14 protein-coding genes and 1 pseudogene are annotated in these 17110 nt (G+C 60.8%); 6 read left to right on the top strand and 9 right to left on the bottom strand.

The features are described 5' to 3' along the window. Positions 1-432 precede the first annotated feature (432 nt). From KO492_RS03270 to KO492_RS03230, 9 genes are all read right to left on the bottom strand, one after another. Complete coding sequence (locus KO492_RS03270) at positions 433-2529, bottom strand: 3-hydroxyacyl-CoA dehydrogenase NAD-binding domain-containing protein (protein ID WP_216043646.1); 2097 nt, start codon at positions 2527-2529, stop codon at positions 433-435. 148 nt (positions 2530-2677) lie between these two features. Next, positions 2678-2887 (bottom strand): hypothetical protein, encoded by a 210-nt coding sequence (locus KO492_RS03265; protein ID WP_066601628.1) that lies wholly within the window; start codon positions 2885-2887, stop codon positions 2678-2680. Positions 2888-2930: 43 nt separating this feature from the next. Then, on the bottom strand, positions 2931-3119 hold the full coding sequence (locus tag KO492_RS03260) for a hypothetical protein (RefSeq protein ID WP_066601630.1): 189 nt from the start codon (positions 3117-3119) through the stop codon (positions 2931-2933). A gap of 65 nt (positions 3120-3184) precedes the next feature. Then, positions 3185-3520 carry a TraR/DksA family transcriptional regulator gene (locus KO492_RS03255; protein WP_216043645.1) on the bottom strand — a complete coding sequence of 112 codons (336 nt, stop codon included), beginning with the start codon at positions 3518-3520 and terminating at the stop codon, positions 3185-3187. A gap of 99 nt (positions 3521-3619) precedes the next feature. Beyond that, positions 3620-4837: a FliM/FliN family flagellar motor switch protein gene (locus KO492_RS03250; RefSeq protein WP_216043644.1), complete on the bottom strand. Its 1218-nt coding sequence runs from the start codon at positions 4835-4837 to the stop codon at positions 3620-3622. Positions 4838-4954: 117 nt separating this feature from the next. Continuing rightward, the gene (locus KO492_RS03245; RefSeq protein WP_216043643.1) at positions 4955-7654 is read right to left on the bottom strand and encodes an ATP-binding protein; all 2700 of its coding nucleotides are present in this window, start codon (positions 7652-7654) and stop codon (positions 4955-4957) included. Then, entirely contained in the window at positions 7654-8064 is a 411-nt protein-coding gene (locus KO492_RS03240) for a hypothetical protein (protein WP_216043642.1), read from the bottom strand. The genes KO492_RS03245 and KO492_RS03240 overlap by 1 nt, the downstream gene beginning before the upstream one ends. Continuing rightward, positions 8057-8452 carry a response regulator transcription factor gene (locus KO492_RS03235; RefSeq protein WP_066601647.1) on the bottom strand — a complete coding sequence of 132 codons (396 nt, stop codon included), beginning with the start codon at positions 8450-8452 and terminating at the stop codon, positions 8057-8059. The genes KO492_RS03240 and KO492_RS03235 overlap by 8 nt, the downstream gene beginning before the upstream one ends. Positions 8453-8547: 95 nt before the next feature. Further along, positions 8548-9885 carry a helix-turn-helix domain-containing protein gene (locus KO492_RS03230; protein WP_216043641.1) on the bottom strand — a complete coding sequence of 446 codons (1338 nt, stop codon included), beginning with the start codon at positions 9883-9885 and terminating at the stop codon, positions 8548-8550. 443 nt (positions 9886-10328) lie between these two features. Between KO492_RS03230 and KO492_RS03225 the strand changes: the two genes are divergently transcribed. From KO492_RS03225 to KO492_RS03200, 6 genes and pseudogenes are all read left to right on the top strand, one after another. Next, on the top strand, positions 10329-11669 hold the full coding sequence (locus KO492_RS03225; RefSeq protein WP_066601654.1) for a substrate-binding protein: 1341 nt from the start codon (positions 10329-10331) through the stop codon (positions 11667-11669). Positions 11670-11880: 211 nt separating this feature from the next. After that, positions 11881-12912, top strand: a complete 1032-nt coding sequence (locus KO492_RS03220) for a branched-chain amino acid ABC transporter permease (RefSeq protein WP_066601658.1) — start codon at positions 11881-11883, stop codon at positions 12910-12912. An 18-nt stretch (positions 12913-12930) separates the two neighbouring features. Further along, positions 12931-14160: a branched-chain amino acid ABC transporter permease gene (locus KO492_RS03215; RefSeq protein WP_216043717.1), complete on the top strand. Its 1230-nt coding sequence runs from the start codon at positions 12931-12933 to the stop codon at positions 14158-14160. A 2-nt stretch (positions 14161-14162) separates the two neighbouring features. Continuing rightward, positions 14163-14924 carry an ABC transporter ATP-binding protein gene (locus tag KO492_RS03210; protein ID WP_216043640.1) on the top strand — a complete coding sequence of 254 codons (762 nt, stop codon included), beginning with the start codon at positions 14163-14165 and terminating at the stop codon, positions 14922-14924. 3 nt (positions 14925-14927) lie between these two features. Then, positions 14928-15707, top strand: coding sequence for an ABC transporter ATP-binding protein (locus KO492_RS03205; RefSeq protein ID WP_066601664.1), 780 nt, complete (start codon positions 14928-14930; stop codon positions 15705-15707). 72 nt (positions 15708-15779) lie between these two features. Next, positions 15780-17110: pseudogene (locus KO492_RS03200) on the top strand (acetate--CoA ligase); the annotation flags it as partial.

The raw sequence follows: 17110 nt of genomic DNA, 5'->3' as shown, positions 1-17110 counted from the left end.
ATCTGGCGCGACACTGCGTCCGATACAGCGATCTGTAAGTGATATGTGTCAATTTTCTGCAAATGCGGCGCCGGATTGCAAGAAAAAGCAGACATGCGACAGGCTTTGGCGCGACATGCAGAAAAAAATGGCGTCGTAGGAGAAACGCATAACCCTACGACGCCAGTATAGTATTCTGCCCACGCACAAAAGGCAGGATACAGCGCGGACGATCGGAAGGAGAGTCCGCGGGAGGAATGCAGGGCCCCAAGTCTGACTGCTGACGTCGGGCCCCTGCGCTCAAGAAAATGAATATGTCAGAGGCGTTGCGAAAACCTTGATCTCGATCAACCGCATATGGGCGTAGCATATTGACCGCGCCCCAATTCGGGGAAACGGGTGGATTTCATGGGAAAATCGCGCAAAAATGCCCCGAAATCGGCCTAACAACCCTCAGATAAGGTTCAATTTTTCGAAATTTTCGCCGTATTTGATCAATTCGCGCCAGATTGTCGCAGGCTCCCAAATATCCGGCGCTTGGTCCGAATAGGCGCGCAGGCGTTTCTCCGCCGCCAGAAGCCCCATCAACTCCGCCGATTTCATCGGCCCGCCGCGAAAACGCGGGTAGGCTTTGGCCAGCATCATCACCACATCAATGTCCAGCGGATGCTCCACCGTGCCGGATTGCAAAAGCCGCGCACCGGCGTTGGCTTCGGCCAGCACGATCCGCTCGAAAATATCGCTGTCTTCCAGCGCAATCTCCGGCACGCCGCCTTCGCGCCGCAGCTCGGTCAGGATCACTTCGGTTTCGCTGTCGTCGCGCTGCCCTTCAGCATCGTAATCATAGAACCCGTGCCCAGACGCTTTGCCTTTGCGTCCCGCGCTACTCAGGAACTGCGCCACCGCGCCGGACATATGCTCAAGCCCCAGCGCGTCCATCAATTCGCACGGCCCTGTAGGAAAGCCGTAATCGCGCATCACCGCATCTATCCGCGCCGGTCGCGCCCCCATAAGCAAGAGCACATCCACAGCGGCCCAGCCCGCCTCCTGCACCACATTGGCAATCAAACCGTCACGCGCCCGCACGCTCACCGGCAGTTTGCCAATCTGGCGCACAAAGCCGTGTGCGGTGGCCAGAGCATTGACATCAACCCCTTCTGGGCGCGCCAGTTCCACCACCCGCATCGCCTGAGAGGGAGCGAAGAAATGCAGGCCCAGAAACCGTTCCGGATGGGCCAGATCCTGTGCCAGACGCCCGAAAGCTCGGTCGGAAATCGTGGCCAGCACGGTCTCTTCGGGCAAGAATTCCTCGATCCGCGCCAAAAGCCGTGCCCGCGCCTCCACCGAACCACGGCTGGCATCAAGCACAAGCTCCGCCTTTGCGAGGCGATCAATCTGGGTACCCGCCTCCAGCGCGGCGATCCGTTCATCGCGCTGCTCTGCGGTCAACTGGCCCCTCTGGGCTGCGCGGGTGTAAACGGTGTTGATCCGCTGTTGGTCCAGCACCAGTTGATCGGCGGAATTGCCCAGAAGCTGCACCTTCACCCCGTGATCCAGCGCCGCAATCGCAATGCCCAGAGCATAATCGCCAGAACCGACGATCCCGACCGTCTCGACCTTGCGCGCCTTGGCGCCTTTTGCCCCGATCAGGCGGGCGGCGCGACGTTCGGCAAAAGCCGCGTGGCGCAGGGCTTTGGAGCCTTCGCTTTCAAAACAGTCCTCACGCGCCACGGTTTCACGGTTCACACCGGCCTCATAGGGCAGCATCAGCGCCGCTTCGACACAGTCGATGATCTGCGCGGGGGCGATGCTGCGCTTGGTGGTGGTTTTCTTGCGGTGATCGGCCACCTCTTTTAGATAGGCCACCCCGTCGCGCAACCCGTCCGAGCGGTCCTGCGCGGGGCGCGGGGCTTTGCCTTCGGCCAGAAGGGTTCGGGTAAATTCCAAGGCTTCCACGCCGATGCGTTTGCGGGCCAGTTCGTCAATCAGCCCCAAAGCTTGGGCCTTGGGGGCCGAAACGGGGTGACCGGAGAGCAAAATCTCCAAAGCGGCCCCTGCGCCGATCATGCGCGGCAAGACCTGTGTCACGCCGCCGGTGGGCACCAGCCCGACCGTGACATCCGGCGCGGCCAGACGCGCACCCTGCCCTACGATCCGGTAATGCGCCGCCAAAGCCAGCGCCAGTCCGGCCTCGAACACCGCGCCATGCAAACCCGCCACTACGGGTTTGGAGCAAGAGGAAATACGCGCGCACAGGGCGTTCAGGCCGGGTTCCGGCTCTTGCGCAACCAGATTGTCCGGTTCGAACCCCGACGAGAACCCCGCGCCAGAGCCGATCAGGACAATGGCTTCGATCTTCGGATCGGCCTCGGCCTCTCCTACAGCGTCAAAAAGCGTCTGTCGCATCTCTTGTGTGAGAAAATTCATTGGCGGGCGTGACAGGCGCAAAACGGCGATGTCCCCGTCATGTGTCACTGTCACAGCGGGCGCTGATGCACCCTCGTTCAAAACCTCGCCCGCATCTCGTGCCAACTCTTTCACGTCACTCATCATGCCCCCGCACCAATCAATGTGGGCGCGCGGTGTGTCGCGGCTGAGCAGCCACGACTTATCCACATACTGCCCACAGGTTTTTCCACATAATGGCGGAGAGTGTCCCTGTAAGGCAAGATGGCATTTTCTCGATCCGCAATCGCGATTACGGGCGTTTGGGGTAAATCCCGTCGGCGGCACCCTCTTCCAGTTCCGCCTCCAGCCGCACGAGGTCTTCGGGCAATGGCAGACCAAGGGCGCGAAGCTCCGAGAGTTTCTCCCGCAGGGTCTCTTGCAGGATGTGACGGTCTTCCGGTCGCGCCGCGATTTCATTCAGGGTCATATAGACCTGTGCTTTCAGAGCTTCAAAAGCCATAGCGCATCCTTTCCGGAAAACTCACATCCTGCCGAGCCCGTGCTCAGACCGGAATATTGTCCCATAGATCATCGTCATCGTCCTTGGACGCCTCGGGACGGATATAGATCGTTTCCGTCTCGACAAATGTCTGGCGCAGCTTGCCTTTGAGCGCCACGGCCGTTTCCTCATCCTTGACGAGATCATCGACAATCTTGTCGATTTCCACATCGGGTCTCTTTGTCTTGGTCATGTCAGTCCTCCCAGAAGTCAGTTTCTTGCAAGGTCTTCACAGCGCCTGCGCGGAGGGATTGTCCCCTATCCGCGTGCGGCGTTGCGGGCTGCACAATCCCGGCACACCGGAGTATAGGGTAGCACATCCAGCCGTTCTTTGCTGATTTCCTCGCCGCATTCGGCGCAGATTCCGTAGTCACCGGCGTCGATCCGCCCAAGTGCCGCATCAATCATCGCGATTTCCGCCTTGCCGGTATGGCCCATGTTTTCGAGCACCTCGTCGCTTTCGCGTTCGGTGGCCAGATCGTCCCAGTCCTTCGTCTGGTGCGCATCAAGTTCCGCGTCGATTTCTTGCAGGCGCGTGGCCAGTTCCGCCTTGCGGTCCAGCAATTGCGCGCGTCTCTTTTCAAAATCAATCATGGTGGTCCTCCTTGAAAGAGGATCACCTGAAACCGCAGACAGGGCCTTGATTCACATCAACAGGGATGCGGAAAAACCCTGTGCGCTCCGGTATCTGCCTCATTCGAGCGGAGGCAGGTCATCCGGCGTCGCAAAGCCCTCTCCCAGAGGGGGAATATCCCCAAGCGGCGGCAGATCACCAAGCGGAGGAAGATCGCCATTCCCCGCCGCATCGCCGGTCTGCCCGAGCGGCGGCAGGTCTCCCGTCGCAGGCAGGTCTCCGAGTGGCGGCAGATCCGTCTCCACTGATGCATCTCCACCTCCCGCAAGCGCCGGAAAACCGGAGGGATCGGGCAGGCCCGCATCGGCCTGCTGTGACAGGATTCCCGAAGCGTCAGAGCCAAACGCGCCGATCGCCCCCACTCCGGCCCCGCCGAACATAGCGCCGCCGGACTCGTCAAGGCCCTCGTCTTCCTCTCTACAAAGCACGAGGCGCAAGGCACGTTTGCCGTTGATCTGACCAAGGCGGGCGCGGCTCACCAGCCGGTCATCGGCGCGTAGCTCGACGCGAGAGATCGCCTCCCGCGGGATTGGCAGCATCATGCCCTCGCTCAATGCGGTCACATCGGCCAGCGGCATCCGCAGGCGATGCAGAACCGTATCGAGACAGGCCTCCGACTTCATGACGACATTCTGGAAACTGTCCCCGAATTCTGCCGTCTCCGTGGCGCTCGCTTTGGGCTTTGGCATGTCATAGGGGAACACCAGAAAAACCACGCCATCACGCGCCCCGCGCCCAAGCCTCACACGGATGCGGTAAAGCCGGTAGGGCACATCATCAAAGGCCATCACCAGAGACCGCGTCTCGCGCAGCTGTGCCGCCGCATGGAACCCCGCCACATCCGGCGGATCGGCCATTTCGGCCACAATGCTCTCGAACTGGCGCAACGCCTGATTGCACAGATCGCTACACATGACCGCATCTGTGGCGGTGGGCGCGCGATCCTCTGGCGGTAGGGTCAGCACCTTGCCCGTAGTCTGCTGTTCGACAATGGCGGACACCGTGTTCCTGTCCCAGACCGCCAGACCATAGATTGTCTCCGGCCCCTCCAGCAGTGTCAAAAGCGCGTTTTCCGGCACCTCTTCGGCAAGGCGGGACATGGCAATCCGCTCCTCACCGACCTCTGTGACCTGAAGCACCAGACCGATTGTCTCCTCCGCCGCTTTCGCCAGCGCAAGTGTCAGCGCCTTGGCCGGTGACATGGGCTGCACTTCAGGCGGGGGGCGGCCCACTCCGGCCTTTCGACGCATCGCAGAAATGATCTCGGCATCTGACATGAGGGTGACAGGACTCTCGCTCAACTGGACTTGCGAGAGTTATCGCCCGACAAAGTAAAGAAAGTATTGAAACACACAGAATTTTCCGAAGAAAAATCGTAGCCGTATCAGCACGGCTCAGTCCCGCGCCCGCACCCGTGGCAGATCAAGCCGGAAAGCCGCGCCGCCCTGCCCCGGCAGGTAGGAAATCGAGCCGCCCAGATTGACCATGATCTCGCGACAGATCGCCAGCCCGAGCCCCGCTCCGCCCGCCTTCGCGTGATCGGTCAGCCGCGAGAATTTCTCGAAAATCATCGCCTGTTTGTCCTTCGCAATCCCCGAGCCGTTGTCGATGAAATCGATCTGGAGCCGGTCGTCGGGCGTGCGCCGGACATGGATTTGCAACACCGGCGTCTCGGCGTCGCAATATTTGCGCACATTGGCGATGATGTTGATAAAGACCTGCGCCAGACGGTCGGGATCGGTCTCGATCGCGATATGTTCGGACAACTCGTTGCGACGCACCACAAGCCCGTTGCCACCGCCCGCCTCCGAGCTTGCATTGAGCGCGCGGTCGATCACGTCATGCAGGTTGGCCCGCGCCCAGTTGAGGCTCACCTGTCCGTTTTCCAGCACGGAAAGGTCGAGAAGGTCATCGAGCAGACGTGTCAGGCGCTGGGCCTCGTCATGGATGATGGAGGAGAACCGCTCCAGACTCTCCGCATCCATATCTCCGGTCTGTCCCGCCTCGCGCAAAATCTCCGAAAACGCGCGGATCGAGGTCATCGGCGTGCGCAATTCATGGGAGATTTGCGACAGGAAGGCGTCTTTCTGGATCGAGAGCGCGGTGAGTTTTTCGTTGGCTTCGCGCAACTGCCGCGCGGTGCGGGCCAGTTCGACAGATTTCTGCTCCAACTGGCTGGAATGTTCCATCATTTGCGCCGTCTCGTCGGCCACGGCCATCAGATCCTCGACAGAGACAAACACCCCGCCGGCAATCTGGCCCAGCATCGCATGTGCGGTCGCGGCGCCCACAGAGCCCGCCATCTCGCGCTCCAGCCGTTCGATAAAGGCGGGCGTGGTGTCCGGTAGATAGCCCTCCTTGCCTTGCCGTTCCGCTTCGGACTGGAACAGGTTCTGCGCCTCAACGGGCCCCAGAATACGCTGCGCCATGACCAACAGGTCTTCGGCCTCCGCAAAGCCGTGGGACCAGCTCCGCGCCGAGCCGGAATGTTCGAACACATTGACAAATTCCGCGCCTTGCAGCCGCTCCACCGGACGCGGGAAGGACAGAAGGGAGCCGACCAGAAAGACCACCGTATTGAGCGCCATGGACCAGCTGATCGCATGCACCACCGGATCGACGCCCTCGACGCCGAAAAGCGCCTGTGGCCGCAACAGCGTCAGACCGAACGGACCTTGGGCGAGAAACTCGGCGGTGTAGCCTGCGGCCGGACCGAAAGACGGCAGGAACATCGTATAGGCCCAGACGACAAATCCCGTGATCACCCCGCCGATAGCCCCCACCCGCGTCGCCCCGCGCCAGAAGATGCCACCCACCATCGCGGGCAGAACCTGCGCCACGCCGGTGAAGGAAATCATCCCGATGGAGGCCAGCGCTTCGGAGCCGCCGGAGAAATGGAAATAGAGATAACCGAGCGCCAGAACGCCAAAGATCGACAGGCGGCGCGCCGACAGAACAACGCCGCGCACATCGCCCGACACCATCGCGCCGCCCGAGCGCGACGAAAGCCAGATCGGCATGACGATATGGTTCGACACCATGGTCGAAAGCGCAATCGAGGCCACAATGACCATCGAGGTGGCCGAGGAAAACCCGCCGAGGAACGACAGGGTCGCCAGCACCCTCTGATCATAGTGCAGCGGCAGGGTGAGGACGAACATATCGGGATTGGAGCCTGCGGGCAGCACTTCAAGCCCCACAACCGCAATCGGGATCACAAAGAGCGACATGCCAAAGAGGTAGAGCGGAAAGGCCCAACCGGCTGTAAACAAATGACTTTCGTCGGAGTTCTCCACCACAAGCACCTGAAACATCCGCGGCAGGGTGATCAGCGCCACTGCGGAAAGCATGGTCAGTGCAATCCAGCGGGTGCCGTGAATGGGATGCTGCGCCACGGGGGAGGCATCAATCCGCATCATCAAATCCCCCAGACCGTCCGACAGGCCCCAGACCACAAACAATCCCACCGCGATCAGTGCGATGAATTTCACCACCGCCTCCAGAGCAATCGCGGTGACAACCCCGTGGTGGCGTTCGTTGGCATCAAGGTTGCGCGTGCCGAACAGGCTGGTGAACAGCGCAAGCCCCGCCGCCACCCAAAGTGCAGTCTTGTCCAGATCGGGCAGCACCACGCCCGACGGATCATTGACCCCGAACACGGCAAAAGACAGCGCCACGGATTGCAGTTGCAGCGCGATATAAGGCGTGGTGCCGATCACCGCCAGAAGCGTCACAAGCACCCCCAGCGTGGTCGACTTCCCGTAGCGCGACGAAATCAGATCGGCCACAGAGGTGATCCGGTGCGTCCGCCCGATCCGCACAAGTTTGCGCAAAATCCACCACCAGCCGATCATCATCAGCGAGGGGCCAAGATAGATCGTGACAAATTCCAGCCCCGAACGCACCGCATATCCCACCGCACCGTAAAAGGTCCACGCGGTGCAATAGATCGACAGCGACAGCGTGTAGATCAGCGGCGAACGCAGCCAGCCCAGCCGTCCCGCCTCGGCGCGTTTTTCGGCCCAGAAGGCCACGACGAACAAGAGCGTGGCGTAGGAGATGCAGACCAGAACGAGGATATTGAATCGCAGCATCACCCGGCCTCCCCGTCTGACGGGGCCCGCGCCTGATCCGCTTCACTGGCAGTTTCGCTGCCAGATTCGGTGTCTGTTGCACTGTCAATTTCGCTGTTAGATACACTGCCCTGCGAGGCGGCCTCCTGCACAGTTTCGTCCTGAACTATGGTCTCAGGTGGCACCGCTTCGCGCCGCAAGTAGCGCGCAAGCCATGCGCAGGCAATCAGCCCAAGCGCCCAGACCACAAAGACATGGACAAAGGCCCGCGACCCCGCCCCCAAAGGCCGGTTCGTGCCCTCGCCGCCCCAAAGCAGCGGCAAAAGCCAGAGGCCGAACATCAGAAAAGGCAAAAGCCGCAGCGCGTCAATCAACCGCCTGCGCCGGTAGGACGCGCGGGCAAGATAGAGCGGCATGCGCCTCTCAGCCATGGCCATCGTCCTGCCCCGACGCATCCGCCGCCAAACGGCGCACCACGTCGAGCATTTCGGTGTTGGAAAACGGTTTGGTCATGAAATGCGAGACGCCCACGGCTTCGGCCATGTCACGGTCCTTCTGCTGGCCGCGCGCAGTGAGCATCAAAACCGGACGGCTGGCATGATCGGGCATGGCGCGCAGCTCGCGCAGGATTTCAAAACCGGATTTATTTGGCAGCATCACATCAAGTATGATGACATCAGGGCACTTGCGATCCACCGCCGCAACCGCCGTCGCCCCATCGGCATGGGTTTCCACCGTCCAACCATCACGCGACAGGATAAACCGGATCGCCTCGATGATATTCGGCTCGTCCTCGATCAAGAGCACGCGCTTGCCCATAATGTCCTCTCTCCCCTCAGATACCGCAGTTTATGGCCTCTTGTCGCGTCCCTGTCAAAAAATTGTGTATGCGGCAGGGAATTGACAAGAGCCCCTTACCCCTCCTCCGCGATCTCCAGCACCATCGAAGGCTCGCGCCGTGCGGGGCATTCGATACGCGCGCAGACGCGGCAGGATGTGCCGATTCCCTGCACCTCCTCGTAGCGCACCTCCAGATCAAGCTGGTCCAGCGGCATGAAAAGCATCGTGGCCTCGACCACCTCCGGCGCATCGAACCGGTCCGGCCGCTGCGGCTGGGCGATGGCATAGGCCAGATAGCGCCGTGGCGGCTGGCTGTATTGTTCGACCACGCGACGCACCGGCACCAAGGGCCGCAACAGCGCCTGATAGAGCGGCCACAGCGGACAGGCCGCACCGAACCGTGGCGGGGCGAACCCGTCAAGCGGCTTGCGGTGGGTCAGAGCGCCGGAGCCGTCACAGATCGCAAGCCCCATCGGCGGGCGTGTTTCAGAGGCCGGAAGGCTCGCCAGACGCCGCATGGCCGCCGACAGGTCAACTCCCATCGCCTGCGCCAGAGCCGACGGATCAGGTCCGTGACGGGCGACAATCGCCTCCACCATCGCCTGCGGCATTTTCTCGGCCTCGGCGCGCGCCCGCAGCACCCATTTGCGGGCAAGGCTGCGTGCCGCAGCGGTGCGCAACCCGCCCTCGCCCGAAAGCTCCGGCATCTTGCCCTGTTCAAGTTCCGGCAATACGAAATCCCGCGAGGCCAGCCATGCTTCGACCTCTTCGAGCGGCGAGGCCAGCGTGTCTTCGGATTTGCCGACCGTGTCGAGATAGCTCACCAAGGCCTGCGATCCGTCCGCAAGGCGCTGGCTGTCCTCATAGAGGTTGCGGTGAAACCGTGCCTGCCAGTCGCGGTCGATCTCTCCGGCATTGTTCAAAATCCCCGCTGTGGAGCGGATGGCGGTCACAGTGGACAACACCTCATGCAGGCTGTCCGAGAGGAACGGGTCATGGGCCAGACGGTCGTTGAGCGCCTCCACACGCCTCTCCAGCGCGGTGATCCGTTCGCGCTGCGCCACGACCAGCGCCGCCCAGCCCGGAAACCGTCCGGCAAATTCCTCGGCCCGCTGCAATTCCGGCGGCTGGACCTGTTTGCCCTCGGACGGGCGCAAGGCCCCTGTGCTCGCGGCCTCCTGCAACCCCTCCATCAAAGGCAGTTCCGCCCCTTCCGTCAGCGCGGCGGGCTCCACCCCCAATTCCCGCGCCAGATCAATCAGCAGCTTGCCGCCGATTTTGCGCCGGTTGTGTTCGATGAGGTTGAGATAGGCCGGAGAAATTCCCACAGTGCGGGCAAGATCGGCCTGTTTCATCCCTTTCAGGAGCCGCCTTTCGCGAATGCGTGTGCCTGTCAGTGCCGAACGTGGCATGGTTTTGCTCCTCTCCCTCAAGCACAATCCCTGTGCTTGCCTGATGCTCCCCTGCGATCCGCGCCGCCTGCGTGTCGCCCGTGTGTCGCATGATGCCCCGCTCAGTGCGTGCCCTGTGCGAGTGACACCCGACCGGTTTTCATCTGCGGCACGAAAATCCGGCGCGTTCTCAAGGGTTTTCCGCAACTGCAAACAGGTGTATTGTGCAAGTGCGGGATAATGGATTTACAAATCCGAAATTTCATCTGTGTAATTCTTAACAAAAAAAGCGTTAAATTAAAAGCATTTGTTGCTGGATTTTACACTCCCGCCAATACTCTCCCTATCCGGTTTACAGGTGATCCACATTCAGGATCGCCAGAAACCGGATCTGTGCATCGCCCGAATTTCGGGGAGGAAGTTCGGGCGAGCCTTGCGCAGAAAACCCATAGGGAGGAATTTACATGTCCAAAACCGATCTGACACGCCGTGGCGTTCTCAGGACCGGAGCCGTCGCCGGTGCCGGTCTCGCATTGCCGACGATTTTCACTTCAGGCGCCCATGCCTTTACCAACGAACCGATGGGCGGCACCGTCACCTTGGGATTCAACGTGCCCCAGTCCGGCGCTTACGCAGATGAAGGCGCCGACGAGCTGCGCGCCTATCAACTGGCGGTCGAGCATCTCAACGGCGAAGGCGACGGCGGGATGCTGAACACCTTCAGTTCCAAAACCCTCGAAGGCAACGGCATCCTCGGCAAGAAGGTCGAATTTGTCACAGGTGACACCCAGACCAAATCCGATGCGGCGCGGGCCTCTGCCAAATCCATGATCGAAAAAGACGGCGCGGTGATGATCACCGGCGGCTCGTCCTCCGGCGTGGCCGTAGCGGTGCAAGGTCTGTGTCAGGAAGCTGGCGTGATCTTCATGTCGGGCCTGACCCACTCCAACGACACAACCGGAAAAGACAAGAAAGCCAACGGCTTCCGTCACTTCTTTAACGCATATATGTCCGGTGCTGCACTGGCACCCGTGCTGGCGGCCCGCTATGGCGCGGATCGCAAGGCCTATCACCTGACCGCCGATTACACATGGGGCTGGACGCAAGAGGAATCCATTGCCGCGGCCACCGAGGCGCTGGGTTGGGAAACCGTGAACAAGGTGCGCACACCGCTGGGCGCGGGGGATTTCTCCTCCTATATCACGCCGGTTCTGCAAACCGATGCAGATGTGCTGATCCTGAACCACTACGGCGGGGATATGGTCAACTCCCTGACCAATGCCGTGCAGTTCGGTCTGCGCGAAAAGATGGTGAACGGCAAACAGTTCGAGATCGTTGTCCCGCTCTTCTCGCGTCTGATGGCACGCGGTGCCGGCGAGAACATCAAGGGTATTCTCGGCTCCACCAACTGGCACTGGTCGCTGACCGATGAAGGCTCGAAAGCCTTTGTGAAGTCCTTCGGCACCAAATACGGCTTCCCGCCGTCGCAGGCCGCCCACACCTGCTATGTGCAGACGCTGCTCTATGCGGATGCTGTGGCACGGGCCGGATCGTTCAATCCATGTGCGGTTGTCGAAGCCCTCGAAGGCTTTGAGTTCGACGGGCTGGGCAATGGCAAGACGCTCTACCGCGCCGAAGATCACCAGTGCTTCAAAGACGTCTTGGTGGTGCGCGGGAAAGAGAACCCGACCTCCGAATTCGACCTTCTGGAGATCGTCGAAATCACCCCCGCCGCACAGGTCACCTATCCGGCAGACCACCCGATGTTCGCGGGTGGCGCGCTTGGCGACTGTAACGCAGGCTAACCGTCCCACGCACGGGCCCTGACCGGAGGCAAATGCGTCCGGACAGGCCCGAAAGGGCAAAGGGGCGGCCTGAACCACAAAGGTGGCAGGCCCCCCGATTTCTTCAAAACCGATGCAACCGGAGGCGTCACGGCGCGTCCGGTGTCCGCTCCCCCCGCGTCTGGCGGGCCGGAGACGCTCGGGCAAGCTCAACCTCAAACAGGTGGGGAATATGGAAACCATCCTTCTGCAATTGCTCAATGGGCTGGATAAGGGCTCGGCTTACGCGCTGATCGCGTTGGGCCTGACGCTCATTTTCGGCACTTTGGGCGTGGTCAATTTCGCCCATGGCGCGATTTTCATGATCGGGGCCTTTTGCGCCGTCACGCTCTCGCGTCTGTTGAACCTGTCTTTCGAAACCGTTGATCCGGAGAAACTCGACTTCCTCGGCAATCCGGCCAAGATCAAAACCCCCTATGTGGAGGCGTGGTTCGGCCATGATTTCGGCCATGCGCTGATCGACTGGGCGGTGCCTCTGGCGATCCTGTTTTCCATCCCGATCATGATTGCCGTGGGCTTCATCATGGAACGCGGGCTGATCAAGCATTTCTACAAACGCCCGCATGCGGACCAGATTCTCGTGACCTTCGGGCTGGCCATCGTGCTGCAAGAGGTCATCAAGTATTTCTACGGCGCCAACCCGATCTCCACCCCCGCGCCCGATGCGTTCAAAGGCTCTTTCGACTTTGGCGCGATGCTGGGCTTTGATCCCAATGTGATCATCTACCCCTACTGGCGGCTGGTCTATTTCCTCTTTGCCGCCGTGGTCATCGGCGCGGTCTTCAGCTTTCTGCGCTTCACCACCTTCGGTATGGTGGTGCGTGCAGGCATGGCGGATCGCGAAACCGTGGGCCTTCTGGGCATCAACATCGACCGGCGCTTCACCATCATGTTCGGACTGGCCGCAGCCGTCGCAGGCAGCGCAGGCGTGATGTATGCGCCGATCCTGTCGCCCAACTATCACATGGGCATGGATTTTCTGGTGCTCTGCTTCGTCGTCGTGGTGGTCGGCGGTATGGGATCGCTGCCCGGCGCCGTCGCCGCAGGCTTCCTTCTGGGCATTCTGGAGAGCTTCTCCTCGATGAATGCCGTTAAATCCATCCTTCCCGGTATCGACCAGATCATCATCTATGTCGTCGCCATCATCATCCTGTTGACCCGCCCACGCGGCTTGATGGGCAAAAAAGGCGTGATGGAGGACTAACCCATGCTTGGCAAAAAAATTCTCGGACTGAACAAAAAAGACACCCGCTTCCTGCTCATCGTGATCGCGCTGACGCTGCTGACCCCGATCCTGCTGCAACCCTTTGCAGAAGGCTCCGAACTTGCGCAGTTCAATGGCGGCTATCCCGACCTGATGCAAAAGATCGCCATTTTCGGCATCTTCGCGGTGGGGTTCAACATCCTCTTCGGCCTCACCGGCTACCTGTCCTTCGGCCATGCGGCCTTTCTGGGCGTGGGCTCCTATGCCGCCGTGTGGATGATGAAACTCCTGACCATGAACGTCATCCCCGCGATCCTGCTGGCGATGGTGGTCTCGGGCCTCTTTGCCGCCGCCATCGGCTTTGTCTCGCTGCGCCGCTCGGGGATCTACTTCTCCATCCTGACGCTGGCCTTTGCGCAGATGTCCTACAAGATGGCCTATTCTGTGCTGACCCCGCTGACCAATGGCGAAACAGGGTTGCAGCTTTCGCTGGATGATCCGCGCGTTCTTGACCGTGCCATCGAAGGCAGTTCCCTGCCCGTCACCAACATCTTCGGGCTGGCGATGAATGCCTCCCACAAGGTCGAAGTGCTGGGCCGCGTCTTTACCTTCAACGTGGGCTATTACTTTTGCGCCGTGATTGCGGTGATTGCCTTTTACGTTGCGATCCGCCTGTTCCGCTCGCCCTTCGGTATGATGCTTCGGGCGGTCAAATCGAACCAGCAGCGCATGACCTACACGGGGCTGGACCCGAAACCCTACACGCTGGCGGCCTTTGTGATCTCCGGCATGTATGCGGGGCTGGCCGGCGGGCTTCTGGCGGCGATGGATCCGCTGGCAGGTGCCGACCGGATGCTCTGGACCGCCTCAGGCGAGGTGGTGATCATGACCATCTTGGGCGGCGCAGGCACGCTCATGGGGCCGGTTCTCGGCGCAGGCGTCATCAAATATCTCGAAAACATCTTCTCCAAGATCAACGAAAGCGTCCTGCACAGCTGGTTCCACTGGCTGCCGGACGGGATCGAGGATGTGGTGATCTGGGTCTTTGCCCGTTTCACCGGCGAAGGCTGGCACCTGACCCTTGGCGTGACCTTCATGCTGGTCGTGACCTTCCTTCCGGGCGGTCTGGTCGAAGGGCTCAAGCGCCTGTCCAAACGGATCCGGCAGGGCAAGACCAAGCGGGACAAATATGACGGCTCCGATCCCGAACATCACCCCGCCCCCACCAAACGCGTCGCAGGAGAATGAACATGGGAATTCTTGAAGTCAAAGGCGTCGGTAAACGGTTCGGCGGGCTACAGGCGCTGGGGGATGTGAATCTCTCCATCGAGGAAAACACCGTCCACGCCATCATCGGGCCCAATGGTGCAGGCAAGTCGACGCTGCTCAACTGTCTCGTCGGCAAGCTCATCCCCGACGAAGGCTCCGTGACCTTTGCGGGCACTTCGGTTCTGGGGCGCAAACCCCACGAAATCAACCAGCTGGGCATTTCCCGCGTCTTCCAGACGCCGGAGATTTTCGGAGACCTCACCGTCATGGAAAACATGATGATCCCGTGTTTTGCCAAACGCGACGGGGCCTTCCGGATGCACGCAATCGAGAACATGGAGCAGGAAACCGGCCTGATCGAAAAGGCCAGCACCATGCTCAAGGACCTCGGCATGTATGAAAAGCGCGACATGATCGCGTCTTCGATGTCCCGCGGCGACAAACGACGCCTCGAGATCGCCATGTGTCTGGTGCAGGAGCCGAAGCTTTTGTTGCTCGACGAGCCGACCGCCGGCATGGCGCGCGCCGACACCAACAACACCATCGCCCTGCTCAAGCAGATCAAGGAGGAGCGCGACATCACCATCGCCATCATCGAACATGACATGCATGTGGTCTTCTCTCTGGCCGACCGCATCACGGTTCTGGCCCAAGGCACCCCCTTGGTCGAAGACACGCCCGACAACATCAAGGGCCATCCCAAAGTCAAAGAAGCCTATCTTGGCGAAACGCAACAGGTGTAAATCATGAGCCAAACCGCGACAAACCCCGCCTCCGCCGCTGACGGCTTCAACCCGAATGCCAATCACGCCGAAACCGCGCCCGCGTTTTTCTCGGCGTGGGACATCCATGCCTATTACGGCGAAAGCTATATTGTGCAGGGCGTCTCCTTCAACATCCACGAGGGCGAGATTCTCGCCCTTCTGGGCCGCAACGGCGCAGGCAAGACCTCGACCCTGCGTGCTCTGGCCCGTCTGGACAGCCCGTCCGTGACCCATGGTGAAATCTGGCTGGATCACAAACACCTGCACACGATGACCTCCTATGAGGCCGCCGTCGAAGGCATCGCACTGGTGCCCGAAGACCGCCGCATCATCCCCGGCCTGACGGTCGAGGAAAACCTGCAACTGGCGCAGATCGTCGAACCGGTCGGCTGGTCGCTGGATCGCCTCTATGATCTCTTCCCGCGCCTGCGCGAACGCCGCAAACAGGAGGGCATCACGCTTTCGGGTGGTGAACAGCAAATGCTGGCGATTGCCCGCGCGCTGGCCCGCGACATCAAGGTTCTGCTGCTCGACGAACCCTATGAGGGGCTTGCGCCGGTGATTGTGGACGAGATCGAGAAGACCCTGCGCATCATCAAGGAGCAAGGCATCACCACCGTTCTGGTCGAACAGAACGCCGTACGCGCCCTCAATCTGGCCGATCGCGCCGTGATCCTCGACACCGGACAGGTGGTTTACGATGGTAGCGCAAAAGAAGTGCTTGAGAATGACGCGCTAAGAGCCGAATATCTGGCCATCTGACGTAACGTCCCTCCCGAAGCACAGGGCGGGACTTCGCGCCCGCTTTACGGGCCAGCTTTGGGAGGAGCCAGCATGACCGACACAACGTATTCCCCATCCGAGGCCTTCGCGGCGAATGCTTTGATCTCTGCGGATAAATACGAAGAGCTTTACAAACAGTCCGTCGAAGACCCCGTGTCCTTCTGGGCGGAGCAGGGCAAGATTCTCGACTGGATCGAACCCTATACACAGGTCAAGAAGACCTGTTTCGATTTCGGCCGCGTGGATATCAAGTGGTATGAGGACGGCGTGTTGAACGTGTCCGCCAACTGTATCGACCGTCACCTCGCCAAGAGATCGCTGCAAACCGCGATCATTTTCGAGCTGGATGACCCCAACGAGCCCGCCCGCCACATCACCTACAAGGAGCTTTCCGACAAGGTGAACCGCATGGCCAATGTGCTCCTGAGCCAGGGCGTCATGCGCGGGGATCGTGTGGTCATCTACATGCCGATGATTCCCGAAGCCGCCTATGCCATGCTGGCCTGTGCGCGGATCGGTGCGATCCATTCCATTGTCTTTGCAGGGTTTTCCCCCGACGCGCTTGCCAACCGCATCAATGACTGCGGCGCGAAGCTTGTCATCACCGCCGACACCGCCCCGCGCGGTGGCCGCCGCACGCCGCTCAAGGCCAATACCGACGCGGCCCTGCTGCACTGTTCCGACAAGGTCCGCTGCCTCGTGGTCAAACACACGGGCGATCAGATCACATGGATCGACGGGCGCGATGTCGATGTCAAATACCTGATGGAACACGCCTCCCCCGACTGCCCGCCGCGGCCGATGAACGCCGAGGATCCGCTTTTCATCCTCTACACCTCCGGCTCGACGGGCAAACCCAAAGGCGTGGTGCACAGTTCCGGCGGCTATCTCGCCTATGCGGCGCTGACCCATAAATATGTCTTCGACTATCACGATGGCGATGTGTTCTGGTGCACCGCCGATGTCGGCTGGGTCACCGGTCACAGCTATATCGTCTACGGTCCGCTGGCCAATGGCGCCACCACGGTGATGTTCGAAGGCGTGCCCTCCTACCCCGACGCGGGCCGGTTCTGGGCCGTCTGCGAAAAGCACAAGGTCAACCAGTTCTACACCGCCCCCACGGCTCTCAGATCGCTCATGGGGCAAGGCAATGAATGGGTCGAGAAATACGACCTGTCCTCGCTCAAACTGCTGGGCACGGTCGGCGAGCCGATCAACCCCGAGGCCTGGAACTGGTACAACGAGGTCGTCGGCAAGGGCAAATGTCCCATCGTCGACACATGGTGGCAGACGGAAACCGGCGGTCACCTTCTGACCCCGCTGCCTGGCGCGATCCCGACCAAACCGGGATCTGCGACCAAACCCTTCTTCGGCGTGCAACC

Source organism: Celeribacter halophilus, assembly GCF_018860305.1.
GTDB classification, from domain to species: domain Bacteria; phylum Pseudomonadota; class Alphaproteobacteria; order Rhodobacterales; family Rhodobacteraceae; genus Celeribacter; species Celeribacter halophilus_A.
The sequence above is the reverse complement of the archived record's forward strand: the minus strand, read 5'-3'. Positions and strand labels throughout refer to the sequence as shown.